Annotated in this window: 19 protein-coding genes and 3 pseudogenes; all 22 read left to right on the forward strand. The window is 58.3% G+C overall.

From position 1 onward, the window contains the following. Window positions 1-1,524 (forward strand): annotated as a pseudogene (locus tag RV045_RS12120) (hypothetical protein); the annotation flags it as partial. Next, on the forward strand, window positions 1,525-2,424 hold the full coding sequence (locus tag RV045_RS12125; RefSeq protein ID WP_423236054.1) for a DUF7832 domain-containing protein: 900 nt from the start codon (window positions 1,525-1,527) through the stop codon (window positions 2,422-2,424). It abuts the pseudogene before it with no gap. A 202-nt stretch (window positions 2,425-2,626) separates the two neighbouring features. Beyond that, a complete protein-coding gene (locus RV045_RS12130; protein ID WP_423236055.1) occupies window positions 2,627-6,142 on the forward strand; it encodes a hemagglutinin repeat-containing protein in 3,516 nt (1,171 codons plus the stop codon). After that, the gene (locus RV045_RS12135) at window positions 6,139-6,495 is read left to right on the forward strand and encodes an Imm8 family immunity protein (protein WP_423236056.1); all 357 of its coding nucleotides are present in this window, start codon (window positions 6,139-6,141) and stop codon (window positions 6,493-6,495) included. The genes RV045_RS12130 and RV045_RS12135 overlap by 4 nt, the downstream gene beginning before the upstream one ends. 131 nt (window positions 6,496-6,626) lie before the next feature. Further along, window positions 6,627-6,800, forward strand: a pseudogene (locus RV045_RS12140) (hemagglutinin repeat-containing protein); the annotation flags it as partial. Between the two features lie 48 nt (window positions 6,801-6,848). After that, window positions 6,849-10,073, forward strand: a complete 3,225-nt coding sequence (locus RV045_RS12145) for a hemagglutinin repeat-containing protein (RefSeq protein ID WP_423236101.1) — start codon at window positions 6,849-6,851, stop codon at window positions 10,071-10,073. Beyond that, entirely contained in the window at window positions 10,070-10,921 is an 852-nt protein-coding gene (locus tag RV045_RS12150) for an Imm49 family immunity protein (RefSeq protein ID WP_423236057.1), read from the forward strand. Before RV045_RS12145 ends, RV045_RS12150 begins: the two co-directional genes overlap by 4 nt. A 119-nt stretch (window positions 10,922-11,040) precedes the next feature. Further along, window positions 11,041-12,039, forward strand: coding sequence for a hypothetical protein (locus tag RV045_RS12155; protein WP_423236058.1), 999 nt, complete (start codon window positions 11,041-11,043; stop codon window positions 12,037-12,039). Then, a complete protein-coding gene (locus RV045_RS12160; RefSeq protein WP_423236059.1) occupies window positions 12,036-12,362 on the forward strand; it encodes a hypothetical protein in 327 nt (108 codons plus the stop codon). The genes RV045_RS12155 and RV045_RS12160 overlap by 4 nt, the downstream gene beginning before the upstream one ends. Before the next feature lies 1 nt (window position 12,363). Beyond that, window positions 12,364-12,621 carry a hypothetical protein gene (locus RV045_RS12165; RefSeq protein WP_423236060.1) on the forward strand — a complete coding sequence of 86 codons (258 nt, stop codon included), beginning with the start codon at window positions 12,364-12,366 and terminating at the stop codon, window positions 12,619-12,621. Continuing rightward, complete coding sequence (locus RV045_RS12170) at window positions 12,618-13,148, forward strand: hypothetical protein (protein WP_423236061.1); 531 nt, start codon at window positions 12,618-12,620, stop codon at window positions 13,146-13,148. The genes RV045_RS12165 and RV045_RS12170 overlap by 4 nt, the downstream gene beginning before the upstream one ends. Window positions 13,149-13,212: 64 nt before the next feature. Beyond that, on the forward strand, window positions 13,213-16,443 hold the full coding sequence (locus RV045_RS12175; RefSeq protein WP_423236062.1) for a hemagglutinin repeat-containing protein: 3,231 nt from the start codon (window positions 13,213-13,215) through the stop codon (window positions 16,441-16,443). A 366-nt stretch (window positions 16,444-16,809) separates the two neighbouring features. Next, complete coding sequence (locus RV045_RS12180) at window positions 16,810-17,376, forward strand: hypothetical protein (protein WP_423236063.1); 567 nt, start codon at window positions 16,810-16,812, stop codon at window positions 17,374-17,376. A 224-nt stretch (window positions 17,377-17,600) separates the two neighbouring features. Continuing rightward, window positions 17,601-17,852 (forward strand): annotated as a pseudogene (locus tag RV045_RS12185) (toxin-activating lysine-acyltransferase); the annotation flags it as partial. A 106-nt stretch (window positions 17,853-17,958) separates the two neighbouring features. Next, window positions 17,959-20,265: a hemagglutinin repeat-containing protein gene (locus tag RV045_RS12190; protein WP_423236064.1), complete on the forward strand. Its 2,307-nt coding sequence runs from the start codon at window positions 17,959-17,961 to the stop codon at window positions 20,263-20,265. Beyond that, on the forward strand, window positions 20,262-20,645 hold the full coding sequence (locus RV045_RS12195) for a hypothetical protein (RefSeq protein WP_423236065.1): 384 nt from the start codon (window positions 20,262-20,264) through the stop codon (window positions 20,643-20,645). Before RV045_RS12190 ends, RV045_RS12195 begins: the two co-directional genes overlap by 4 nt. A gap of 51 nt (window positions 20,646-20,696) precedes the next feature. Then, complete coding sequence (locus tag RV045_RS12200) at window positions 20,697-20,912, forward strand: hypothetical protein (protein WP_423236066.1); 216 nt, start codon at window positions 20,697-20,699, stop codon at window positions 20,910-20,912. Between the two features lie 95 nt (window positions 20,913-21,007). Next, window positions 21,008-21,730 carry a FadR/GntR family transcriptional regulator gene (locus tag RV045_RS12205; RefSeq protein ID WP_423236067.1) on the forward strand — a complete coding sequence of 241 codons (723 nt, stop codon included), beginning with the start codon at window positions 21,008-21,010 and terminating at the stop codon, window positions 21,728-21,730. Next, on the forward strand, window positions 21,730-22,653 hold the full coding sequence (locus tag RV045_RS12210) for an SMP-30/gluconolactonase/LRE family protein (RefSeq protein ID WP_423236068.1): 924 nt from the start codon (window positions 21,730-21,732) through the stop codon (window positions 22,651-22,653). The genes RV045_RS12205 and RV045_RS12210 overlap by 1 nt, the downstream gene beginning before the upstream one ends. A gap of 11 nt (window positions 22,654-22,664) precedes the next feature. Next, window positions 22,665-23,594 (forward strand): YncE family protein, encoded by a 930-nt coding sequence (locus RV045_RS12215; protein WP_423236069.1) that lies wholly within the window; start codon window positions 22,665-22,667, stop codon window positions 23,592-23,594. A 17-nt stretch (window positions 23,595-23,611) separates the two neighbouring features. Beyond that, window positions 23,612-25,144, forward strand: a complete 1,533-nt coding sequence (locus tag RV045_RS12220) for a sugar ABC transporter ATP-binding protein (RefSeq protein WP_423236070.1) — start codon at window positions 23,612-23,614, stop codon at window positions 25,142-25,144. Beyond that, the gene (locus RV045_RS12225; protein WP_423236071.1) at window positions 25,141-26,238 is read left to right on the forward strand and encodes an ABC transporter permease; all 1,098 of its coding nucleotides are present in this window, start codon (window positions 25,141-25,143) and stop codon (window positions 26,236-26,238) included. The genes RV045_RS12220 and RV045_RS12225 overlap by 4 nt, the downstream gene beginning before the upstream one ends. Window positions 26,239-26,241: the final 3 nt, after the last annotated feature.

Raw genomic sequence — 26,241 nt, forward strand, 5'->3', positions numbered from 1 at the left:
AGCACGCAGACCACCAGCGGCATCAAGTCGGGCGATGGCGGGTTTGATGTGCAGGTGAAGGGCAAAACCACGCTGGACGGCGCCGTGATCGCCAGCAGCGACAAGGCTGTGCAGGAGGGCAAAAACCGCTTCAGCAGCGAAGGCGGCACAGAGCTGAAGGACATCACCAACTCGGCCAAGTACAGTGCGGACAGCGTGAGCGTTGGGGTGGGAATCTCTGGCGCCCCCAAATCCAAGGATGGCCCAGCCCTGAACAGCGCAGGAATAGGCACTGACAGCGGTAATGCCAGCAGCATCACCAAAGCGGGTATCAGCGGCATTGCGGGCGATACTGCCGTGCGCAGCGGGGATGTGGGCAGCGGAATCAAGCCGATATTTGATGCCGACACAGTGCGCGCGGATGTGAATGCGCAGGGGGTGATTACGAAGGAATTTGGCCCCATCGCGGCCAAGGAATGGGGAAGTTACTCTAATCGGAAATTTGAGGAGGCGCTCAAGAGCGGGGACGAAGACGAGGCTCGCTGCTGGGCACCCGATGGTGTCTGCCGTGCAGGAGGCCATGCTGTTATCGGTGGCCTAGGGGGCGGCGTAGCAGGTGCGGCTGGTGCGGCTGGTTCTAGTGTGGCTTCTCCACACGTGCAGGCATTTCTGATAGATCAAGGGATACCAGCGCCAGCAGCGGGAGCCATTACGCAATTGGCAGCAATCGGCGCTGGCAGCGCAGCGGGTGGAACTGCGGCTGGCGCGGGTGCTGCAAATGAAACCGGAAATAATGCGATTCTTGCTCTACCCCTTTTGGTCGAGGGAGTGATCGCTGGAGGCAATGCAGCTATTCGTGTTTGCATCGCTTCCCCTGCCTGTGCCAATGCAGTGCGTCTGCTCGGAACCGCGACACTCGCCAGGATGGCAAGCTTGCTGACGCCCGAAGAGCAGTCCCAGATTCCGGGATTTGGACAAGCCAGTCCGCTGCCGCCAGCAGCGCCGACAATAACGCCAGCAGACGCTGTGCGTGAGTACGGGACTCCACCATTGAATGACCCCGATAGGCTCAGGGCTTGGTTGGGCAGTGTTCTGGACGGTTCGTCGGCAGACGAGGCCCAAAAATGGGCACAAGGGTTCATCAGCACGCTACCTGCTGCTCAGCAGCAAAGTTTGTCCGACCTCATCATGATGTCGGTGCACGATAATCAGGTGGCGGGAAACCGCCGAGAGCGTGAGGTTGCGGCTGACCTGCAGCGTCAATACCCACTGGGCAGTATTCAGAATCAGCAGTATCTTCGCGATAAAGACGGTAATATTGCCATTGATCCCAACACTGGAACTGGCCGACGATTGGATCATGTGGTTGTGATCGGCGGAAAGGTTGTTGATGTGGTTGAGACCACAAGCCCTAATGCGAAAAAAGATCGACAGTTATTGCATGAGCAGGAGACAAGAAGGGCTGGGGGTGTATATATTCGTGATCGTGATACAGGGGGATATATTGAAGTTCCGAAGGTTTCGCGAATTGAAAGGAGAGAGTGAATGTCTCGTATTGGCAAGATATTGAGTTACGAAGAAATGTTGGAAAAATTCCCCGATTGGATCCTTTGGGAGACTGATTCATATTATCAGGAGTCGACTCCAGAGGCAACAGAGGCAAATCGAGTATTTCGGATAAAGGAAATAGGTAGCGTTGTTAAGTTTATTCAGGATCACGGCCTGACTCGTCATGTTTTGTGCACTACAGCGCCGGATATCCCTGATAACTTTTTCGTCTATCTGCGTGATATAACTCCGGAGGGATTGGACTTCTATCGTACTGGTTATAAAAAATGGCTTGACCATATAAACCGTAATACGAATGCAGATCCATCGGACGTCAGAATCATGGAGAAGGCTTTGGCAGAGATGCGGGCCAAGGTGGCCATGGCAAAAAAACCGCTCCCTTCGCCTGTAAAAAGATCGAAATTATCGGCGTCTGAATCCGTAGAGGCGGATGAATTCATTCCCCTTGTGAAGTACGATGATGCAAGCTGGCACAGTGAAGGCGATTTTCCTTCTGACATTCCACCTGATGCGGCTGGAACACATATAGGAATGTTTTTTTCTTGGCTGGTATTGAATAATATGACCAGCAATGATTACAAGGGTGCATTCGGCACAAATATTGATGAATTGAGGCAAAGAAATTTCACTCCAGGCGCTTATTTCTTGCGCTTTTGTGATGGAAAGTTTGTCAGCGATGACATCAATGCTGTTGGTAATAAATTTTCGGCATTTTATTACGATATGAAGCAGGGGGCCTATATAGCTGACTACGAGTCCAGTGTTGCGGCAGGCTTATCCAGCACTTATTTAGTGCCAGACACATGGGAGACGTATGACAAGCTCGCTCCGGTAATTGAAGAGCGTTTTCAGGAGTGGAGCAAATGTCAAGGGTAGATGATATCGATGTTCATCCGCATAAAATAACGCTCTGAAGATACATCTGCGTGGTGACGGGCGTTACCCTGACCACTGCCATACAGCTCGCGCTGAGCCACTCGGACGGCGAGAGCACGAGCAGCGCAACAGCCACATCAGCGGCAAGTGGATAGATCTGGCCTCTGGCGACAGCCTGAAGCTGAATGTGTCAGGTGGCCTGGTGAACTCCGGCACGCTGGCCGGGCGGCGCGTGGTGGACATCAGTGCAGGTGACGTGACGAACCTGGGCCGCATCACGGGCCAGGACGTGGGCACCACAGTCCAGGCCGCAGGCGATATCGCCCTGAAGGCGGGCGGCGACATCAGTGGCCGTGCGGCCACGGTGTCCAGCAGCGCCGGGTCGGTGACGGCCGCTGGCCGGGATGTGAAGCTGGCCGCCGGGGAAAGCAGCAGCAGCTTCGACCAGGCGCAGCGCCACACCAGCTCCGGCTTCCTGAGCAGTACAACCATCGCCAGCCGCACGACGAGCGACCAGACGAAGGCTGTGGCCACCGAACTCTCAGGCCGCAATGTGGCCATCAACGCCAGCCGGGACGTAGCGGTGACAGGCAGCAACGTCCTGAGCGATGCGGGCACGGCCATCACGGCCGGGCGCAACGTGGACATCACAGCCGCGACAGAAAACAGTGCCTCCAGCAGCGACTACAGCAAGCGCAGCAGTGGCCTGCTGGGCGGCGGAGGCCTCAGCCTCACCCTCGGTACGCGCAGCCAGAGCAGCGCCCAGAAGCAGGCCGGTGACACCGCCGCAGGCAGCGTCATCGGCAGTACAGGCGGCAACGTCAGCATCCAGGCCGGCCAGACCTACACGCAGACCGGCAGCGATGTGCTGGCCCCGCAGGGCGACATCGGCATCCAGGCGAAAAAGGTGGACATCACCGAGGCCCGCGAGAAGCGCAGCGACAGCAGCGAGCAGAAGTTCAGCCAGAGCGGTATCACCGTGGCGCTGAGCGTGCCGGTGATCGAAGCCGTGCAGGGCGTGACGCAGATGGCCGGAGCGGTGCAGGCCACCCGAAGCGCCCGGATGCAGGCCATGGGCACGGCAATGGCGGCCGTCAAGACCAGCGATGCGCTGGATGCCGCAAAGGCGACGGCCCAGTCGCTGTCGGAGGGCAAAGTGCCTGATGGCGTCAGCCTGAGCGTGTCGCTGGGGAGCAGCCAAAGCCGCAGCAGCAGCACATCCACCAGCGAAAGCGGCCGGGGCAGCACGCTGGCGGCGGGCGGCAGCATCGCCATCCAGGCGACGGGCGCGGGCCAGGGCAGCGATCTGACCGTGCGCGGCAGCAGCGTCCAGTCGGGCGGCGACATTGCGCTCAAGGCCGACAACCGGGTGCGCGTGCTGGGCAGCCAGGACGAAACGCAGCAGGGCGGCAGCGACAGCTCGGGCAGCGCCGCCATCGGCCTGAGCGTGGGTCTGGGCGAGCAAAGTGCAGGCCTGTCGCTAAACCTGGCGGCCAGCCGCGCCCTGGGCAGCCGCAACGGCAGCGCGACCACGCAGCAGGACAGCACGGTCGCGGCGGGCAAAGCCCTGACGATAGACAGCGGTGGCGACACCGACATCCTGGGCGGCACGGCCAGCGGCGAAACCGTCAAGGCGCGGGTGGGCGGCGACCTGAACCTGGCCAGCCTGCAGGACACGGCGCAGTTCAAGGAGGACAGCAAAAACGCCGGCTTCAACGCCAGCATCCCGATTCCGGGCATGTCCACGGGCACCGCCAGCGCGTCCCTCAGCGCAGGCAAAACAGCCCTCCGCAGCGACTACGCCAGCACGCAGACCACCAGCGGCATCAAGTCGGGCGATGGCGGGTTTGATGTGCAGGTGAAGGGCAAAACCACGCTGGATGGCGCGGTGATCGCCAGCAGTGACAAGGCTGTCACGGAGGGCAGAAACCGCTTCCGCAGCGAAGGCGGGCTGGAGCTGAAGGACATCACCAATTCGGCCAAGTACAGTGCGGACAGCGTGAGCGTTGGGGTGGGAATCTCTGGCGCAGCATCAAAGGACACCGGTGCCAAACCGGTCCAGAAGTCCGGCCCGGCGCTGAACGGTGCGGGCCTGGGCAGTGACAGCGGCAGTGCTGGCAGCGTGACTAAAGCGGGTATCAGCGGCATTGCGGGCGATACTGCCGTGCGCAGCGGCGATGTGGGCAGCGGGATCAAGCCGATATTTGATGCGGACACAGTGCGTGCGGATGTGAATGCGCAAGTGGTCATCACGAAGGACTTCAGCCCGGCCGCCAGCAATTACATCGGCAAAGTGGGTGACGGGCACCTCGATGAGGCAGCGGCGCTGGAGGTGCAGGCCACCCGGGCACGCGAAGCGGGCAACACGGAACTGGCTGACCGCCTGGCACTGCAGGCGCAGGAACTGAAAGACAACTGGGGTCCTGACGGCAAACTGCGGGTGCTGGCACACATGGCAGTGGGCGCACTGGCAGGCGGGGTGGATGGCGCTGTGGGCGCTGGCGCGGGGACGGTGACGGCCCCGGCCGTGATGGCACAGCTTGAGAAGTCGGGTTTGCCGGAGGATCTGGCCAAAGGAATCGTGGGCGCAGCCAGCACGACGGTGGGCGCCATCGCGGGCGGCACGGCGGGCGGTGCTGCGGCGATGAATGAGGTGGCGAATAACTATCTGGATCATCACCGGCGTGGCAACATGCTGAATATGTCTGAAGTCGAACAGTTCCAGAAGGCTTCGGAAAGCTGCAGCAAAACGGGCGATCCTGACGCGTGCGGTAAGGTCAAGGAGTTGACAGCGCTGTCGCAAGGGAGAGATCGCAAGCTTGGCGCGGCCTGCGGTGGCGGTCCCGAAGCCAGTTCGGTGGCCTGCAACAGCCTTATCCAGGATGCAGTCGCTAAGGGGAATATCACTAAAGGCAAATCAGGGGAATTTGTTTGGGCGGATAGTCCGAATGCCAGCTTTCCGCTGAACGTCGCAGTTGCTGGGCCACCGTCCCAAAGGGAGGATTTTCATTCTCGGGCGGCAAGGAGCACTGCAACTGGTACTCTTCTGTTGCTACCCGGCCCCGAAGATTTTGTGCTCGGAGCGGTACTGGCCACAAAAACAGGCCAGATGATTGCAGAGGCTGCACTGGTCGGTGGGCAAAAAGTTTGGCGATTTGTCGATGGAGCGACTGCGAAGTTTGGGTCCAAGGAAGCGGAGGCGATTGCTCGTGCACGAGTCGAGAACAACTTTTCCCGTGATGCAGGTGTTGACCCCTATGCAATCACTACGCCCAAGATAAGCAGTGCTCCCACTGCCAATGGTACAGCGGATGCTGCAAGCGGTGCAAGGTTGGCTGAAGACCTCCGACATTCAGAGCTGAACGCGATTCTGAACGCGATTGCCGTGAAGGATCCACGTTTAGCTGCCGCAGTGCGTGGAGGAGGTGACTTGGCAGTTTCTAACAGGCACGGTGAAGTAAATTTTGGCATTGGTGAATCTACGGCAGGCGAGGCGGATCGCTTGGGTAAGATTTGGGTAGGTCAGGATGCTAGATTTGTTAGTAATCAGGAGCAGTGTCCGGGATGTTTGGTTAGCTCGGATGGTACTCGCTTGTACAGGCCGCCGGCTCAAAAGACAAGAGCATCATCTGTATTAAATCCAACCGGAATTCAGGCGAATTTTGTAACATTGAGAAATGGGAAAGTGCTGACAAATGGGCACTTGAATATCAAATGAGTGAGATCATATTTCATGGGGTGTGGTGCTATGATGTTGACTTTGAGAATTTTGTGCCGGAGCTTCCTCATAACTTCTATCGTTCAATTAACGTAGAGGTTGGTCATAAATCCCTGGCAACCAAAAGTACATTCTCTGTAACCGTTTGTTCATTTACGTGGCTTGCGCATCACTATAGTAATGAGGGGCCGCAATGGGGGCGGCATTTGTTATTGGTTGGTCAATACAATGCTGAAGAAATTCGGAAGGCTATTACGGAGCGTGTGTTGCAGTGCTCTCGACCGACATGGGAGAAGTCTCTAGAAATGTTATGTCGATACTTTATTTGGGAGTTTGAAGATTATGTTCCATAGTTTTTGATTGGGTGGCGGACGCGCGCCCAGATATTCCTGACGCACACTCAGACTGCCAAGATGCGTGCCGAAGTGGCAACCTGCACGGCGAAGGCATCCGGCTGTTCGGATGATGACGCAGCACGACCAGCGACCAGACGAAGGCTGTGGCCAGCGAAATCTCGGGCCGCACTGTGGCGATCAACGCCAGCCGTGACGTGGCGGTGACGGGCAGCAACGTCCTGAGCGATGCGGGAACTGCGATCACGGCCGGGCGCAACGTGGACATCACCGCCGCGACAGAAAACAGCGCCTCCAGCAGCGACTACAGCCAGCGCAGCAGCGGCCTGCTGGGCGGCGGCCTCAGCCTCACCCTGGGCACGCGCAGCCAGAGCAGCAACCAGAAGCAAGCCGGGGACAGAGCAGCGGCCAGCACCATCGGCAGCACGGGCGGGGATGTGGTCATTAAGGCCGGTCAGACCTACACGCAGACGGGCAGCGACGTGCTGAGACCAGCGGGCGACATCGACATTCAAGCAAAGAAAGTGGACATCACCGAAGCCCGCGAGAAGCGCAGCGACAGCAGCGAACAGAAGTTCAGCCAGAGCGGCATCACCGTGGCGCTGAGCGTGCCGGTGATCGAAGCCGTGCAGGGCGTGGCGCAGATGGCCGGCGCGGTGCAGGACACCCGAAGCGCCCGGATGCAGGCCATGGGCACGGCGATGGCGGCCGTCAAGGCCAGCGATGCGCTGGATGCCGCAAAGGCGACGGCCCAGTCGCTGAACGAGGGCAAAGTGCCTGATGGCGTCAGCCTGAGCGTGTCGCTGGGCCGCAGCCAAAGCCGCAGCAGCAGCACATCCAGCACCGAAAGCGGCCGGGGCAGCACGCTGGCGGCGGGCGGCAACATCGCCATCCAGGCGACGGGCGGGGGCCAGGGCAGCGACCTGACCGTGCGCGGCAGCAGCATCCAATCCGGCGGCGACATTGCGCTCAAGGCCGACAACCGCGTGCGCGTGCTGGGCAGCCAGGACGAAACGCAGCAGGGCGGCAGCGACAGCTCGGGCAGCGCCAGCATCGGTCTGAGCCTGGGCATCGACGGCAAGGGCAAGGCGGGCTTCTCCCTGAACCTGGCGGCCAGCCGTGCCCTGGGCCACCGCAACGGCAGCGCGACCACGCAGCAGGACAGCACGGTGGCGGCGGGCAAAACGCTGACGATAGACAGCGGTGGCGACACCGACATCCTGGGCGGCACGGCCAGCGGCCAAACCGTCAAGGCAAGGGTGGGCGGGGACCTGAACCTGGCCAGCCTGCAGGACACGGCGAAGTTCAAGGAGGACAGCAGAAACATCGGCTTCAACGCCAGCATCCCCCTGGTGGGCAGCGGCGGCAGCGCGTCGGTCAGAGCGGGCAAAACAGCCCTCCGCAGCGACTACGCCAGCACGCAGACCACCAGCGGCATCAAGTCGGGCGATGGCGGGTTTGATGTGCAGGTGCAGGGCAAAACCACGCTGGATGGCGCGGTGATCGCCAGCAGTGATGCTGCGGTGGCTCAGGGCAGAAACCGCTTCCGCAGCGAAGGCCGCACAGAGCTGAAGGACATCACCAATTCGGCGAAGTACAGCGCGGACAGCGTGAGCGTTGGGGTGGGAATCTCTGGCGCAGCATCAAAGGACACCGGTGCCAAACCGGTCCAGAAGTCCGGCCCGGCGCTGAACGGTGCGGGCCTGGGCAGTGACAGCGGCAGTGCTGGCAGCGTGACTAAAGCGGGTATCAGCGGTATTGCTGGAGATACTGCCGTGCGCAGTGGCGATGCGGGCAGCGGGATCAAGCCGATATTTGATGCCGACACAGTGCGCGCGGATGTGAATGCGCAGGGGGTGATTACGAAGGAGTTTGGCCCCATTGCGGCGAAGGAATGGGGCACTCTGGCAAACAGCATGGCGCAGAAGGCGCAGGCGGAAGGCCGTGAGGAGGATGTCCAGAAATGGGCGGGAGGCGGTACTTACCGCGCGGCAGGCCATGCAGTGCTGGGTGGCTTGACAGGCGGCACGGCCGGTGCTGTGGGCGCATCGGCGTCCAGCCTTGCCGCGCCAGTTCTTGGGGACGTTCAGTCCAAACTGGCTGCGGGGCTTGCGAGTGCAGGCCTGTCTGACAAGCTGGCCCAATCCCTTGCGGGCACCACGGTGGCGACGGCTGCGGGCGTGACGGGTGCTGTGGCCGGTGGCACTGCGGCGGGCACGGCGTCGCTGAACGAGGATGCGAATAACAGGCAGCTGCATCCGGATGAAGTTGATTGGATCAAGAAAAACGCTGTGGTGTTTGCCAGCAAGGAAAATATTCCGCTGGACGTTGCCGAGAAACGGCTGGCCCAGCAAGCCGCACGCGACACGGATTTCTTGCGCTACTTGACTTTGCAGGATGGCGGACCAAGTATTGGCCGCACGGATGCTGCGGCTGAGAAGTTTCTGGCCGGCAACAGTGACACATTTGTCAGTGAAGAAGGTAATCGGCAAAAGCTATTCACTACAACGGGAAATCAGTATCTTCGGCCTGAAATGTACGGACCAGACACCGATATGGCGTTTGTGCAGAAAAACATTCTGCCAGGTACAACCCGCACGCCGGGTCAGGGCTTGAAAGACGCTGCTGGGCAGGTTGGCCGGACTGTGGCGAACGACCCAGTGAGCGCTGCGAAGGCGGCGGGTCAAGCCGGTTGGAGCGTTGTTGGGTCATTGGCGGGCGGCGCAGTGGATTGCCTGGGATCGCCCATTGACTGTGGTGTCAAGACGCTGAAAAGTGCCGCAGATAGCTTGAGTAACACGGGCCAGGCGCTGGGTGAAGGCGCGGCGACGTTGCTTGATCCAGCCAGCCGCAAGCTGCTGAATGATCTTTACGGTCAGGATATGACGGGTGCACAGGCGGTTATTACAACAGGGCGTGGGCTGGCTGCGATCACTGGGGCTGCTGCGGTTGCCAAGACCGTTGTCGCTGTGGGTGATGTGGCGGCTGGAGCGACAGGAAAAACTGTCGCAGTCGGCAAGGATATAGCGAGGATATTTGATAATGACCCAGCCAAATTGCCCGTTATTGAACCAGCTCCGGGAGGATTTATTAACTCGTCGAAAATTAGAGAGAGTGATCGAATTGTAGATCTTCCAGATTCTGTGACTTTGAAGCAGGCTGATTTGGCAATTATTTCTGATAAGTCCAAAGGAGGGGTGCTAAGGGAAGAGATTTCCGATGCTTATTTTCTGAAGGATGGCTTTACCAAGCTGGACAGGAAATGCGGCTCCAACTGCTTTGATGGCGTTTATACAAAAAATGGTGAAATTTATATTGTCGAGGTGAAGCCATTGCAAGAACACGGAGCACTAAAGCTATCGTCGGGAGATAAGGGGACCGGGCTGCCTGTTCAAATGTCTGATGCATGGGTTGAGAACCGCATTGATGCTCTTTCCAGAGCAGGCAGTGCCTCGGCAAGGGAAACGGCTGAAATTCTGAAAAATGCTAAAAAATCTGGAGTTGGGATTAATAAAATTGTTGTTGGCGTCGACGATCGTCGAATGATGACAGTGAGTCTTGGGAAGGTGAACAAATGACCACTTTTATGGGTCTCAATGATTTTATTTATACATTGCCAAACTGCGACAAATCGGAATCCGAGGATCTTCATTGCTTCTTGGTTTCCGGGAAATTGGCTGGACTTGATGGTCTTGTGAAAAGAGCAGAGTTACATGGATTCTATTCGTGCTATGTTGAGGATAATTTTTCTATGTGTCGGCAATGGTTTTACTTGGCGTCACGATTGCGTGAAGAGTGCTGTAAGTTCTCGAACGGGTGGAGCATGGAGTTTCCTGACCCTTTGATTTTTGCCTTGTTAAGTGATTGCGCCCCATTGATTGGTAGGTATGGAAATTTAAGTACGATTGCGAAGCCTCATCTAGAATTGCCGTCGTTCAATGAGGCGGCTCTCAGGCCGAGTCGACATGACTTTAGATACATGGTTCACTATTTGCAGGCGCTTATTAGGCGTGATTGGACTTGTGCGGGCAATATAGAGATTTGCGTAAGGAGAAGCTTTAAAAAAATGAGTGCCGTTGATTTGGAATGGTTTTCTGTTGGCGCGGCGCTAAGAGATTCAAATAAAGATGAAATCATTGAATTAATTTATAAACTGCTAAAGCCCGGCGTTCATAAAGCAAGAAACAAGGAGCGTTTTAGGGAGCTTTCAGGCCAAGTTTGGTCACATCATCCCGTCATGTTCACAAAGCTGGCTTGGATGCACGGTTTAGAGATTGAAATCGACAGTCCGCTCGTGCCGATGGCGTTGATGCCGATCAGACCACTTGAGCACTATGATGACGTATATGACTTTTTGAAACCAGGTTATGTGCCTGTAGTCGAAAAGCCCAAAAAAAGCTTCCTAGACAGAGTTTTCCGGCGCTGAGGTGCGGACGCCCGCAGCGAACAGAAGCTCAGCCAAGCCGGCATCACCGTGGCGCTGAGCGTGCCGGTGATCGAGGCGGTGATCGAGGCGGTGATCGAGGCGGTGCAGGGCGGACGCAGATGGCCGGCGCGGAGCTGTACGGGGCTTATGCGCCGGCAATGACGCCGCCCGGGGCCCAGACGCTGCAGGGCGTGAACGGCAGTTTTGCGGGGGCGACCACGGGCTCTGACCTGGCGCTGCAGCAGGCCGCAGGCGATCTGGCGGATATGCGCCAGCAGCCGCCTGCCGTGCAGTGGGAGGTGCTGGCCAGCCTGCGGACGCAGCGGCTGGCGGACAAGGCCGAGCAGCTGTCCCTGATGGAGGAAATGCAGGCCTTGCACACCCGTGCGGCGAAGGGGCAGAGGTCGGTCCAGGATACCGCCCGGGCGGATGCCATCGTCAGCCGCCTGAGCCAGCTGGAGTTCAGCGACCAGGACCTGCGCAAGAGCACGGTGGCACAGCTTCAGGCGATGCAGATCGCCGGACTGACCAATCCGGCCAGCCACCGGGAATGGGCAGAGGGCTCGGGAGAGGCGATTGGCTCCAGCCGTCTGGCGTTCACGGGGCTGACAGCCGCCAGGCTGGCGAGCAGAATCTCGATGCTGAAGACGGCGGTGCAGGAAGCGAAGGCTGCTGTGGCCGTCACAAAGAGTGAAGCGCAGGCTGTGGCGAAGGCGCGGGAGGGTAACAACCTCTATCGGGATGGTGCCCAGTTCGAGAGCAATATTTTTGATGGTGTTCCTAAAGCGAATTTGAGATTAGAGTATGAGCAAGCATCACGTGATCTTTTGACGCAAGCACAAAAAATGCAGGCCACCGGCTTCAGCGAAGAACAAGCCGCTCGCTGGGCGGTCGATCGACGGAACCAACTGAAGGTCGAATACCGTGCTCTGACTCCCCCAGAAGAAGTTGCCAAATATGAAACGAGAAATTTAAAAACATACGGCAGTAAACTTGGCCCTACTGTTGAACAACTAAGGAAACAAGGGTATGGCTGGCAGCAAATTATCGAAAAATCTGCACGTCCTGGTGGCGGGGATCAAGATTTTTCCCCTCCCGGGTTCAGAGGAAATAAATGAATATTAATTTATGGAAAGCAGTAAACGGTCCAGGGGTTTCCGTCAATTTGAATGAATTTGAACCAAGTGGCGGCTACGAATCTTTCCTGCAAGATATTTGCCCTGTACTGAAAGCTATTTTTTTAGATTGGCATCAAGGTATTGAGTCTGGTATTGGTCATATCTCCTATCAAGGCAAAGAAATTGAAGTCTTCTGGACGGATTTTCCATTCGCATTAAGCTTTGATTGCTTGGGCGAGAGTATGGCTCAACAACTGAAAAAGGAGCTGGAAGATTACTTCCGCCTACACGAAGAGCGATGTTCAGCATGGAAAAATTATTGAGATGACTCCTTTCTTTCCTGAAAAGCGCTTGCTTAAGGAAGCGCCGGTCAATAAGCTATTCTTGGATGAGGCTATAAAGCGAGGGGATGATATTGCGTTGGCGACGATTCCTGATGATAAATATAAAATATTTGACTTAAAAACCGGAGGGCTTAATGGGAATTTTGCTAAGGAGCTTGATTATTTGGTACGCAATAATTACAAACCCGTGAACGTCACTTCTTCTCAGTGGAAAATAATAAAGGACTGGTTTCAGTGATTTATAATAAAAATATTGATCGTTTGGCAAAGACGGAAGTCGTTAAAGATTTCATGAGGCGTAACGATTTTAAGATGGCAACGCAGTGCAAAGACTATAGTTTTGTTTTGCACAAAATTCCATATGTTATTGAATTTAAGGATGCCTTGATTGAAAATTATTTAGAAATTTATTTTTCAGATCTAAACAGTGATCTATATATTGTTGGGAATTGTGCCCTTGCTTGTGGTTTGGATATTGGAAATCAAGACTTGTTAAAATTAAAAAAAAGAGACTTGGGCTTAAAAAACCATCCGGACAAAGAAATTTTTTTATCAGAAAATGAAAAAAAAATTGGAAACCTGTATGATACTTTAGAGGCGATTGATGGGCTTATCCCATTGTTTGATACCAAAGGAGGTTTGGCATCTATGCGTAATGGTACTTTTGACTCTCGTTTCGATTTTAAGACCCGTGTTGATTTGATGTGGCACGGGATGAAAGAGAGATATTTGCGCTGCATCGGTGAAGGTGACTTTCAACCATAATTTATTCACCGACTAGGATGTTGCCCTGAAATCTGACCGGGATATTCTCGTCCAAGGCGGAACGGTGGATGCGCGGGACAGCCTGAAGCTGGACGCCGGGCGCAACCTGGTCGTGGCCTCCACCACCGTGGGCGGCAGCAGCCAGGATGGCCCCAGCAGCCACAGCTACACCGCTCTGGACCGCGTTGCGGGCCTGTATGTGACGGGCTCCGGTGCCACGGTGTTGCAGGCGACAGCGGGCCAGGACATCCAGCTCACGGCCGCGCAGGTGGCCCATGCAGGCGGTGCAGGCAGCACCACGCTGCTGCAGGCCGGGGGTGATCTGACGCTGGATGCCGTCAGGACCGGCAGGTTGCAGAGCATCGTCTGGGACGCTGACAACCACCTCAAGGCCAGCCAGAGCCAGGACGTGGGCACCACAGTCCAGGCCGCAGGCGACATCGCCCTGAAGGCGGGCGGCGACATCAGTGGCCGTGCGGCCACGGTGTCCAGCAGCGCCGGGTCGGTGACAGCTGCTGGCCGGGATGTGAAACTGGCCGCCGGGGAAAGCAGCAGCTTCGACCAGGCGCAGCGCCACACCAGCTCCGGCTTCCTGAGCAGCACAACCATCGCCAGCCGCACGACGAGCGACCAGACCAAGGCTGTGGCCAGCGAACTCTCGGGCCGCAATGTGGACATCAACGCCAGCCGTGACGTGGCCGCGAAGGGCAGCAACGTCCTGAGCGATGCGGGCACGTCGATCATGGCGGGCCGCAACGTGGACATCACCGCCGTTACGCAAAACAATGCCTCGAGCAGCGACTACAGCAAGCGCAGCAGTGGCCCTCTGGGCGGCGGAGGCCTGGGCTTCACTATCGGCACGCGCAGCCAGAGCAGCGACCAGAAGCAGCCCGGTGATACCGCCGCAGGCAGCGTCATCGGCAGCACGGGCGGCAGCGTCAGCATCCACGCCGGTCAGACCTACACGCAGACCGGCAGCGACGTGCTGGCCCCGCAGGGCGATATCGCCATCCAGGCGAAGAAGTTGGACATCACCGAAGCCCGCGAGAAGCGCAGCGACAGCAGCGAGCAGAAGTTCAGCCAGAGCGGGCTGTCGGTGAGTCTGGGAGGCGGGATCATCGACACGGCCCGGGCTACCGTCGAGGGCATTCAGGGGCTGGCTGATGGAGGCGCCAGGCGCAGCAAAGCGCTCAATGCCCTTGTCGCCTATGCCAAGGGGGCCGACCTCGTTGCTCAGGGAGCAGCGGTGGTCAATGCGGCCGACCGGAACGGCGTCATGGGAACCACGGGGGCCGATGGCAAGGCTGAACCGGGTGCGGCGGCAGCCAGCGGGATCAGGCTCAGCATCAGTGCAGGTTCCAGCCGCAGCCAGAGCAGCAGTTCGACCGCTGCGGATTCGGCTTCGGGCGCCACGGTCAAGGCGGGAGGCAATGTCCGCATCAGCAGTGCCGAAGACAGTCTGAACGTCCGTGGCTCCCGCGTTGAGGCCGGTCGGGATGTGGAACTTGACGGGGTCATGGATGTGAACGTCATAGCCAGTTCCAGCGCCGAGTCCACGCGGGCCGGCAACAGCAGCAGTGCTGCGAGCATTGGTGGAAGCGTGGGCATCGGTTCCGGCGGTGCTGGCCTGAGTGTGGATGTAGCTGCCAGCCGGGGCAAAGGCCAGGCCAACAGTGACAGTGCCACGTACGACAACAGCCGGATTGTGGCGGGTAACGCCGTCAGGATTTCGAGTGGAGCGGATACGAATATCAAAGGGGGCAACGTGTCAGGCCGTCAGACGGTGGTTCAGTCTGGCGGGAGCCTGAATGTGGAAAGCCTGCAGGACACGGCCACCAGCAACGCCAGCCAGAAAAACGCCGATGTTTCGGCCAGCGTCCCTGTCGCGGGCTCTGGAGGGAGCGCAAATCTGAGTCTGGCCAGCCAGAAAAGCAGCAGCAGTTACGCCTCGGTCCACGAGCAGAGCGGCATTCAGGCCGGCGACGGCGGCTTCCAGATCAGGGTCCAGGGCAATACGGACCTCAAGGGCGCAGTGCTGTCAAGCAGCGCGGATGCCGGTGCGAACCGGCTGGACACCGGGTCCCTGACCACGGGCGATCTGGAAAACCGCATGTCGGCCAGTGCATCCAGCAGCGGCATCAGCGCGGGCACGGAGATGCTCAGTGGCAAATATGGCCTGGCCAAGGGCATTGCCGGTAACCTGCTGAACAAGGGAGGTGCCTCAACCGGTGATGTCAGCACCACAGCCAGCGCCATCAGCGCTGCGAAGGTGACCGTGGGCGGAAAAACCACCGATACTGGCAGTGAGACGCTGCTGGACAGCGATGGAAAGACGGTAAAAACGGCCACGGAGGATACCCACCGGGCGCTGGACAAGGCGGATGTTGTTGCATTGCAGGACAAGGCACAGCAGAAGCAGGCTTCTCAGCAGCTGCTGATCAATGCGCTTGCCGTGGTTGGCGACAAGATCTATCGCAAGGAAACTGAAGAGAAAAAACTGATTCGGATTCAATGTGAAACCGCCAACAAAGAAAATTGCGTACGGCAAGACAGTGTCACGCTGGATCAGATCAAGGCCATAAAAGGAAAGATCACCGCTGTTAATAACGGGATGTTAAATTCGGAAGAGCAGACTCTGATTGTGGGCTATATGCAGTCCACAGGAATACAGTTGCAGGATGGCGTGCTGGTGGTTGTGAATCCGCAAGCAAATGATGTGATATCCGAAGGCGCTTGGGTGACGTGGAAAAAGATTGAGCAGGTTTTTGGCTTTGGCACCAGCAGTGCAGGCGAATTGAATCTGGCATTAGTGGCTATTGCTGCTTCGCAGGGCGCTAAACTGGATACAATCAGTCACAGTGCAGGAAATTTTGCGGTGGATGAGATGCTGCGAAAGTTGCAGGACAGCGGTGTAAAAGATGCTGCCGTTGGCACAGTGACTATGTTTGGCTCGCCTGTGAACGCACAAAGCACGTCGAACAGGGTTGGTGAAGTAACAAATAGTCAGGGTGTTACGCAGCAATCGACACATGTCAATGATTTTGTAGGGTCGTTATTCGGGGGCAATTCGCCAACGGGAGGAAGTCCAGAGATAGGCTCGTTGCCCTCGCACAGTTCATATACAGGGGATTTGACATCTAGTGAGAGTGCGCTCCCGCAGTTTCCAAATGTTCCATCACCTCGCGCAATCAGAAATTTCACTGATAAAGCATGGTTGCCTAACCAATTTAGCGCGCCTTTGGTTGTTCCATTCATTAACGGCTTGAATCGAAAAAATTTTGGAAATAAAAAATGATGCGACATAAATTAGCGCACCAAATTGCAATTGTTTTTTTTATATCCGGATGTTCTGGAGTTTCTGGCTATATGAAGTTCCCTCCGGACTATCAGCTGGTATGGTCCAAGAACTTAACAACCCTTGGTGAAATGAGCGAAAATTACAATACATGTTATGGCAAGGCAAAGCGGACGGGGGTTTATGGCAATGAGCGAATGCATTATGTGGAGAATTGCATGTTAAAGCTGGGTTACAAATTTACCAACTATCGATCGTCTCAAACGGCAAATTACTGCAGCGGGGATTGGTACGGTGGCGGTCCAGCCTGCAAATCAATTGGGCAATGACATGTTTACACTGAGTTAAAATTCTCGAGCGAATTAAATGAAGATTAAAAAATTAAAACTGATTTTTCTGTCCCTTGTCCTGATGTTGAGTGCTTGCGTGACAGTCACCAAAAATCAGGCGTTGAATACAATAAGGGGGAAATACTCTGATGTACTATTTATCTATGTTGATGCCCCAAATGATGCGATTACCAGTACTTTGATGGTGACGCATCTCAAGCTGTCGTCGTCAACGACTTCGGAGGCGCTGACTCAGATGCTGCGCATGAGCAACAAGGTGGCTGTAGCCGTGGCAGGAGAGTCGGATCGTGTGACAGCCGCTACCATACGCCGGGCGATTGAAGATGCGGGGGCGGGCCTACCGAAAAATGGCCAGCTGGTGATTGTGGGTCAGCCTGCCGATTTCGAAGCTATCTCCCTCTTTGCAGTAAGCAAAGGGCTGAAAGTCGATGTGATTGCGCCTGAAAACAACCGTGCTGACGCTGCGCCCGTCACGATTGCTCCGTCCACCAGCGCTGCGCAAAAGAATCAGGAGCAGGTTCAGAAAAGCAGCAATACCCAGATGAATAAAATGCTGCGCAGGAGCGAAAGTCAGAGTAAGTAAGCCTCAAGTTCGGAGCTGATTCAACTGCCACTGAAATTTCGTCATGCCAGAAAAAATCCTCACTGTGGGTCCACTTGAGAACATGGGCTTCGGCAGCGAACTTGAGGCGTTAGATGCCATGGCGTGACTGTGGATGCAGTCGGTCAGTCACCGTGAAATGCCCCTTTTCGGCCTGCAGATGAGGCTGCTGCCTCCCATAAGAATGCAGCAGTATGTAGGTCCTCATACAGAACAAGCAGCCGCTTGCATGGACCTCATTGGCTAGGTTCGATGGGGCATGTGAAGCCATTTATTTGCGGCAACCTCAAAATCTCACCACATTGTCCGATTGGCGGTCTGGGGATAGAATCTGGATAACGGATTTTGTGGCGCTGTTTGGTTATGCTATACAGCTATCACGAAGCTTGCGGCGCGATATCTTCCCCGCCTCGATTTTCCGTTCGCTTTATCACCGGGGTGATGAACGAGGGCTCCGGATTCTGACGTGGCGGGGTGTGAATGTGAGAAAAATCAGACCGCATTCTGGATGCGGAAAATCCAGTGCGGGATGGCTCATAGAACAGAAATGTTTAATTTTTTCACATGTCGAGTATCACTATCGGAGACACCGCCGCAGGCAGCGTCATCGGCAGCACGGGCGGCAACGTCAGCATCCAGGCCGGTCAGACCTATACGCAGACCGGCAGCGATGTGCTGGCCCCGCAGGGCGATATCGGCATCCAGGCGAAGAAGGTGGACATCACCGAAGCCCGCGAGAAGCGCAGCGACAGCAGCGAACAGAAGTTCAGCCAGAGCGGCATCACCGTGGCGCTGAGCGTGCCTGTGATCGAGGCGGTGCAGGGCGTGGCGCAGATGGCCAGCGCGGTGCAGGACACCCGAAGCGCCCGGATGCAGGCCATGGGCACCGCGATGGCGGCCGTCAAGGCCAGTGATGCGCTGGAAGCCGCAAAGGCGACGGCCCAATCCCTGCAAGACGGCAAAGTGCCCGATGGCGTCAGCCTGAGCGTGTCGCTGGGCAGCAGCCAAAGCCGCAGCAGCAGCACGTCCAGCACCGAAAGCGGCCGGGGCAGTACGCTGGCGGCGGGCGGCAACATCGCCATCCAGGCGACGGGCGCGGGCCAGGGCAGCGATCTGACCGTGCGCGGCAGCAGCGTCCAGTCGGGCGGCGACATTGCGCTCAAGGCCGACAACCGGGTGCGCGTGCTGGGCAGCCAGGACGAAACGCAGCAGGGCGGCAGCGACAGCTCGGGCAGCGCCGCCATCGGCCTGAGTGTGGGGCTGAGCGGGCAAAGCGCAGGCCTGTCGCTGACCCTGGCGGCCAGCCGTGCCCTGGGCCACCGCAACGGCAGCGCGACCACCCAGCAGGACAGCACGGTCGCAGCGGGCAAAACCCTGACGATAGACAGCGGCGGTGACACCGACATCCTGGGCGGCACGGCCAGCGGCGAAACCGTCAGGGCGCGGGTGGGCGGCGACCTGAACCTGGCCAGCCTGCAGGACACGGCGCAGTTCAAGGAGGACAGCAAAAACGCCGGCTTCAACGCCAGCATCCCGATTCCGGGCATGTCCACGGGCACCGCCAGCGCGTCCCTCAGCGCAGGCAAAACAGCCCTCCGCAGCGACTACGCCAGCACGCAGACCACCAGCGGCATCAAGTCGGGCGATGGCGGGTTTGATGTGCAGGTGAAGGGCAAAACCACGCTGGACGGCGCCGTGATCGCCAGCAGCGACAAGGCTGTGCAGGAGGGCAGAAACCGCTTCCGCAGCGAAGGCGGGCTGGAGCTGCAGGACATCACCAATTCGGCCAAGTACAGTGCGGACAGCGTGAGCGTTGGGGTAGGAATCTCTGGTGCAGCATCGGACAGTAAATCCGGTCCAGCGCTGAACAGCGCAGGAATTGGCAGTGACAGCGGCAGTGCTGGCAGCGTGACTAAAGCGGGTATCAGCGGTATCGCTGGAGATACTTCTGTGCGCAGCGGCGATGTGGGCAGCGGGATCAAGCCGATATTCGATGCCGATAAAGTCAGGAAGGAGATAGAAGCTCAGGTCACAATCACAAAAGATTTTGGTGCAAAAGCGGATCAGGCTATCCAAATTTATGTCAAAGGTCAACGACAAGAACTGCTGGATAAAGTAAAAAATTCGAGCACACCCGATCAAAAGGCAAGTGCAGAAAAGGAAATAAAAGACCTTGATATGCAGGAGAGAGCATTGAATATTCTGGCGGGCGCTCTGACAGGTACTGCTGGTGCTTCAGTAACCAAAGAAGCTTTGGGTGCTGCGGCTGATAAAATGCGAGCACTGATGATTGAAGATTCGCGCAAGTTTGCTGGTGTGGTGGATGCTGCCGGGAATATTTTGAGCAATGTCAGTGGTACAAGTGAGGGCGTCAAGGGGGATGGTGTAAAACTGGGTGGTACGCGCGTGGACTTGGATTTACTGTGTGGTTCAAACAATGAGCGGTGTGTTAAAAATATTGATGGTAGTTTGAAATTGGATCCGCAGGGTAGGGTCCAGTTTGAAGACAAAGTATCAGGATTATCATTAAACGAATTCCTCAATACAGATCAAGGTAAAAAATTGTCGGGCTTGACAGGTGGAATTCAAGGTGCCAAAGGAACTTTATTTGGGGTGCCATATGCAGCCGGGAGTTGGCAAGACAAGTTGATCGAGGCCTTTGCCGGGACCCATGATTTTGTTGGAGGAAGGCTGAGCGGATTGTATGATGATCAGGGTAACGCGGCGCGAGGACGTAGTGATATCACTAAAATCGCACAAGATCGCTGGAGTGAAATTGCACTGGTTCCAAGTGCTCCTTTTGCAGCAGCGCAGGCTCTTCCTGCTGATGTGTGGAAGATTATTGGAATTTTCTTTAAAAATGTAAAATGAAATCAAAGACTCTATTTTTTTTATTTGGCACAATTTTGCTTCTAACTGGATGTGTTTATGGGCAGTGCATTAATGGGCCATGTGCATTAGAGCATTCGCGCATTGTTGCTGATATAAAGCCCAATGGTGCGCATTGGGTCAAAGAAGGCGCTACAAGCAAAAGTAGGATGTCTGACTCTTGGGCATGCGGTGCAGCGGCGACGGTACCTGGTGCAAATGGTCCAATTTTCAGCGATGAGAAAATTAATCGAGAAAGAAAAAATTTTGATAAAAATGATTACGGACCGAGAGATCGATTGTTTGATCAGTGGGGCGCATGCATGAAATCAAAAGGGTACACGTACATCGAACAATGTGATTCGCGGTGCATGTATCCCTGAGTTTCGAGTGGCAATAATAGCGAGCAGAAGTTCAGCCAGAGCGGCATCACCGTGGCGCTGAGCGTGCCGGTGATCGAAGCGGTGCAGGGCGTGGCGCAGATGGCCGGCGTGGTGCAAGACACCCGAAGCGATCGCGTCAGCCTGAACGTGTCGCTGGGCAGCAGCACGTACAGGGGCGATACGGGCCTGAGCAGCACGCTGGCGGCTGGGTCAACCAACGCAACGGCAAGAGCGCCCAGACGGTCCAGGCCAACACCAGCCATCTGATTTGATGAGATCAGACACCCATACCGCCAGGGGTTTGCCCCAGTATTTTTCAATTTTTCAACTGGTACAGTGATTGAACCAGTCAACCAGAAATCATGAAACTCATCGACCGCATCCCCGGTGACAGTGGCGACATCGCCAAGCGTCCCGTCAAAGACCAGCTCAGTGACAAGCTGGCGTACATGATCCATTCCGGGCTGCTGCGGCCGGGGGATGCGCTGCCGTCCGAGCGTCGGCTGGCCGCGACGCTGGGTGTGGCCCGGGAAACGGTCCGGGCGGCCATCGGTGTATTGCAGGCGCGCAAAATGATCGAGGTCAGCCAGGGCGCGCGCACCCGCGTGATCGGGCCGGGGGCCATGTCGCTGCACGAATCCATCACCGTGTTTGGCCGGCTGAAAGACTGCCCCTTCACCGAGGTCGCTGAAGCGCGCGAAGCGGTCGAAAAACAGGTGATTCACCTGGCGGCGGGCCGCATCAGTGACAGCACGCTGTCCCGCCTGGCCGACCTGGTGGAAGAGCAGCGCGACATGCTTGACGATCCGGTGCAGTTTCAGATCTCGGACCGCGAGTTCCACGTCACGCTGTACCGGGCTTGCGGCAACTCGCTGCTGTGCGATGTGGTGTCTGATTTTTACGATTACGCGCTGGAATACCGGCGCATGGCGCTTCAGCGTCCCGGAGCCATCGCTCGCAGCGTGGCCGACCACGCCGCCATTGTTGAGGCTCTGCGCCAGCGCGTTCCCGAAGCGGCGGTTGCGGCAGTGGGCCGTCACCTGGATGTGGTCCGCCAGACCACGCTTGAGGAGATGAACCGGTGATGGCCGCTGAAATTTTTGATCCTCGCGCAGCCGACCTGCTGCGACCGGGTGAGGTTCTCGAGCGCCTGGCAACAGGTGCCGCCTGGGGCGAAGGACCGGTCTGGATGCACGAGGATGGCAGCGTGCTGTGGAGCGACATTCCCAACAACCGCATGCTGCGCTGGCATGAGGCCCAAGGGATGTCGGTCTGGCGCGAGGCCATTGATTTTGTCAACGGCCACACCCGCGAAGCCGATGGATCGCTGCTGCACTGCTCGCATGGACAAAGGGCGATTGTCCGCACCCGGATTGGTCCGCAGGGCCAGCCGCTGGGCGACGAAGTTCTGGTTGATCGCTACCAGGGGCGGCGGCTCAACTCGCCCAACGACATTGTGGTCAAGAGCGACGGCACGATCTGGTTCAGCGATCCGCCCTACGGCATCGTGTCGGACCACGAAGGACACAAGGCCGAGTCCGAACTGGGCGACAACTACGTCTTCCGCTTTGATCCCCGCAGCGGGGCGCTGGATATCGTCAGCGATTTTGTGGAAGAGCCCAACGGGCTGGCGTTTTCGCCGGACGAGAGCGTGCTTTATGTCTCCGACACGTCGGCTGCCTTGCGTCAGGACGGTGGGGGCCACCACCACATCGTGGCTTTCGACGTGGTGGATGGTCGCACCCTGGCACGCCCACGCATTTTTGCGCAGGTGTCCCCGGGCCTGTCGGATGGTTTCCGGCTGGACAGCCGGGGCTGGATCTTCACCAGCAGCGCTGACAGCGTGCAGGTCTACCACCCCGATGGCACACGTCTGGCGCGGATTCCCGTGCCCGAAAAAGTCGGCAACCTGACTTTTGGCGGCCCCAGCCGTGACGAGCTGTATGTGGCCGCATCGGCATCGCTGTATCGCATCCGCCTGAATGCCTGTGGCATCCAGCGCCCTTGAGGAGTCAACCCATGTCCCGTGACATTCTTCTTCTGGTGGAAAAGTGCTCGCACTGCTTCAGCTGGTATGACATCGCCAGCGGCGAGCGCCTGCATTCGCTGCCGTTGCCTGATTTTCCCCATGAATTCGTGATCGACCGCGAAGCGCGGTACGCCTGGGTCGGGCATTACGGGGTGGAAACCTCGGGCCACAGTGGCGCGGGGGGACACTCGCTGCTGCAGATTGATCTTTTATCGCGCCAACTGGTCCGGTCTATAGACCTGTCACCCTTCAACCGCCTGCATGGTCTGCAGATGGACCAGCAGGACAGGCTGTACGCCCTGAGCGAAGAAAAGGCTACGCTGCTCGTGCTGGATCAGCCCGCGACGGACACCGGTCCGCGCCGTGCTGTCCCCAGCGGCGGGATCAAAAGCCACCTTTTTGCGCTGACCCAGGACGGGCAGACCGCGTTTTGCATGAATCTGCTGAGCCACACCGTGACGCGGGTTCGGCCCTGGGAGCCGCTGGCCCCTGTGCTGGCCTGCCACCCGGGTGACAAGCCCGAGGGTTATGCACTCAGCGAGGACGAGGGCACGCTCTACGTCAGCAACCGCTGGAGCAACACCCTGTGCGCCATAGACACGCAAAGCATGGCAGTGCGGCTGACAGCCGGCTCGCGCAACGACGTCACGCGCATCTACCGCTACCGCGACGGCCGCCTGTTCACGAGCAATTACGGCGACAACAGCCTGTCGGTGGTGGACCCGCAGACCCTCCAGGAGCTGTCCTATCTGCCCCTGGGCGCGCGCGCCATTGCGCTGTCGTTTCACCCGCTGCAGCCACTGGCCTTCGTGTCACTGGACGACGACCGCGTCGCGGTGCTGGACATCGACAGGATGCAGGTGCTGCGCCATATCGCCACCCAGCGCGAACCTGATGTTTCGCGGGTGGTTTTCCAGTGAAGACGCAGGAACACGCCATGGCACTTCCACTGCTCACTTTTGACCATGTCAGCAAGCGCTTCGGGGGCACCCAGGCGGTTGATGACGTCAGCTTTGACATTCATCCGGGCGAGATCGTGGCCCTGCTGGGCGAGAACGGAGCGGGCAAATCCACGCTGATCAAGCTGCTGGCCGGCATCTACCCCATAGACAGCGGCCGCATCCTGCTGGACGGGCAGCCGGAAAGCGCCTGGCGCTCCTCCTCCCGCAACCGTCAGCCGGTGGCTTTCATCCACCAGGATCTGGGGCTTGTCGAGTGGATGACGGTGGCTGAAAACGTCGCTCTGGGCATGGGCTATCCGCGCCGCTTTGGTCTGATCGACTGGAAAGAAGCCAGCGTCGTGGCACGCCGCGTGCTGGCCCGGGTGGGTTGCGAGCTTGAGCCGGACCGGCGTGTTTTCACCCTGACGCGGGCCGAAAAATCGCTGCTGGCCATAGGTCGGGCCCTGGAGGTTCAGGCGCGCCTGCTGGTGCTGGACGAGCCTTCGGCCAGCCTGCCGATGGCAGACGTCGAGCGCCTGTTCACCGTGTTGCGCCGCCTGCGGGAGCAGGGCATGGCCATGATGTATGTCTCGCACCGGCTGGATGAAATCATGGCCATCAGCGACCGCTGCGCGGTGATGCGCGACGGCGCGCTGGTGGCCGTACGCGAAACCGCTGAGACCAGCCAGGATGAGCTGATCCAGCTGATCGTCGGCCAGTCACTGTCGGGCAGCGTGGAAAAGGCCACCCAGCAGCCCGGTGCCGAACCGCTTCTGGAGCTGGAAGGCGTGGCCAGCGGCAATGCCGGCCCCCTGTCGTTTTCGGTGCAGCGCGGTGAGGTGCTGGGCCTGGTGGGTCTGCGCGGCGCGGGCCACGAGGCCCTGAGCAAGGCCCTGTTTGGCCGGGAGCCGCTTTCGGCCGGAACGATGCGTCTGGCCGGTCAGGCCGTGCGCTTTGACACCCCGCAGCAGGCCATACGCGCCGGTGTGGCCTGCGTGGCGGCCGAGCGCATGGAGGAAAACCTGGCGGGGTCCATGTCGGTGCTGGAAAACCTTTTCCCCAACCCGGCGCTGAATGGCGATGCCGGGTTCAGCTGGCAGCGCCGCCGCCGGGAGTCGGATGCTGCACAGGCGCTGATCCGCCGCTTTGACGTGAATCCGCCCGCACCGGATGCGGCCGTTCAGCAGCTTTCGGGGGGCAATCAGCAGAAAGTGGTCCTGGCGCGCTGGCTGAATCTCGACAAGCCGCTGGTCATTCTTGAAGAGCCCACCGCCGGGGTGGACGTGGGGGCCAAGCGGCAGATTTACAGCATCCTGCGCCAGACGGCAGAGTCGGGCACCGCGCTGGTGGTGGTATCGACAGATTTCGAGGAAATCGCCACGGTCTGCACGCGCGTGCTCGTGTTCCGTCACGGGCTGATTCACAGCGAACTCACCGGGGCAGACATCACGGTGGAACGCCTGCTGGCACTGGCGGCCGGGCAGGGTGAGGCGCCGCCCCAACACAACACACTGGAGACCATGGCATGACTGCTTCGATCCGCTCGACGGCCCTTGAACCCGACGCATCTCTGGATGGCGATGCACTCACACTGGGGCAGAAAATCACGCGGCTGCTGCCCACTTACGGCCTGGTCATCCTGACCGTTCTGCTGGCGCTGCTGTTTTCGCTGATGCTGCCAGACACTTTCCCGACCCTGTTCAACCTGCGCTCCATCCTGGCCGACAAGTCGGTGATAGCCCTGCTGGCTCTGGCGGCGACCATTCCGATGATCACCGGCAAGATCGATCTGACGGTGGGCTACGGCATTGTGCTGTGGCATATCCTGGCCATCAGCCTGCAGACGCAGATGGGCCTGCCGTGGCCGGCGGCAGTGCTGCTGGTGATCGTCTGTGCTGCCCTGTTTGGCCTGATCAACGGTCTGCTGGTCGAACTGGCCCAGATCGATTCCTTTATCGCCACCCTGGGGACGGGCACCGTGCTGTACGCCGTCGCCATGTGGCACAGCGGAGGCCGTCAGGTGGTGGGCGATCTCCCCGATGGCTTCATCGGCATTGCTGGCGGCAGCCTGCTGGGGCTGCCCATTGGGACGTTTTACGTTCTGGCGATCAGCATCGTGCTCTGGCTGGTGACCGAGTTCACGCCCCTGGGCCGTGCGCTTTACGTGATTGGAGCGAACCCCAAAGCAGCGCAGCTCAATGGCATTGCCGTGCGCCGCCATGTCATGGGGGCTTTTGTAGCGTCTGGGGCGCTGTCTGGCTTCGCCGGTGTGCTGCTGGCCTCGCGCCTGCAGATCGGACAGGCCAGTGTCGGGCTGGAGTTCCTGCTGCCCGCCCTCGTCGGTGCTTTCCTGGGGTCAACCACCATCCGGCCCGGGCGCGTCAATGTCTGGGGCTCACTGGTGGGCGTGGCCATTCTCGCCATCGGTATCTCGGGCATCCAGCAGTTTGGCGGTGCGTTTTATGTCGAGCCCCTGTTCAACGGGCTGACGCTGCTGGTGTCCATCGGCATCGCAGGCTGGGCCCAGCAGCGCCGCAACGTCGCCATCAAGCGCCGCATCGCGGCCCGCCAGCTTGACGGGGCGGCCGCCCCAGGCCCAGTGCCTGCAGCCTCCCAAAGCTGATTC

Origin of the sequence: Amphibiibacter pelophylacis (genome assembly GCF_037688875.1) — a bacterium.
Classification (GTDB): Bacteria; Pseudomonadota; Gammaproteobacteria; order Burkholderiales; family Burkholderiaceae_C; genus Amphibiibacter; species Amphibiibacter pelophylacis.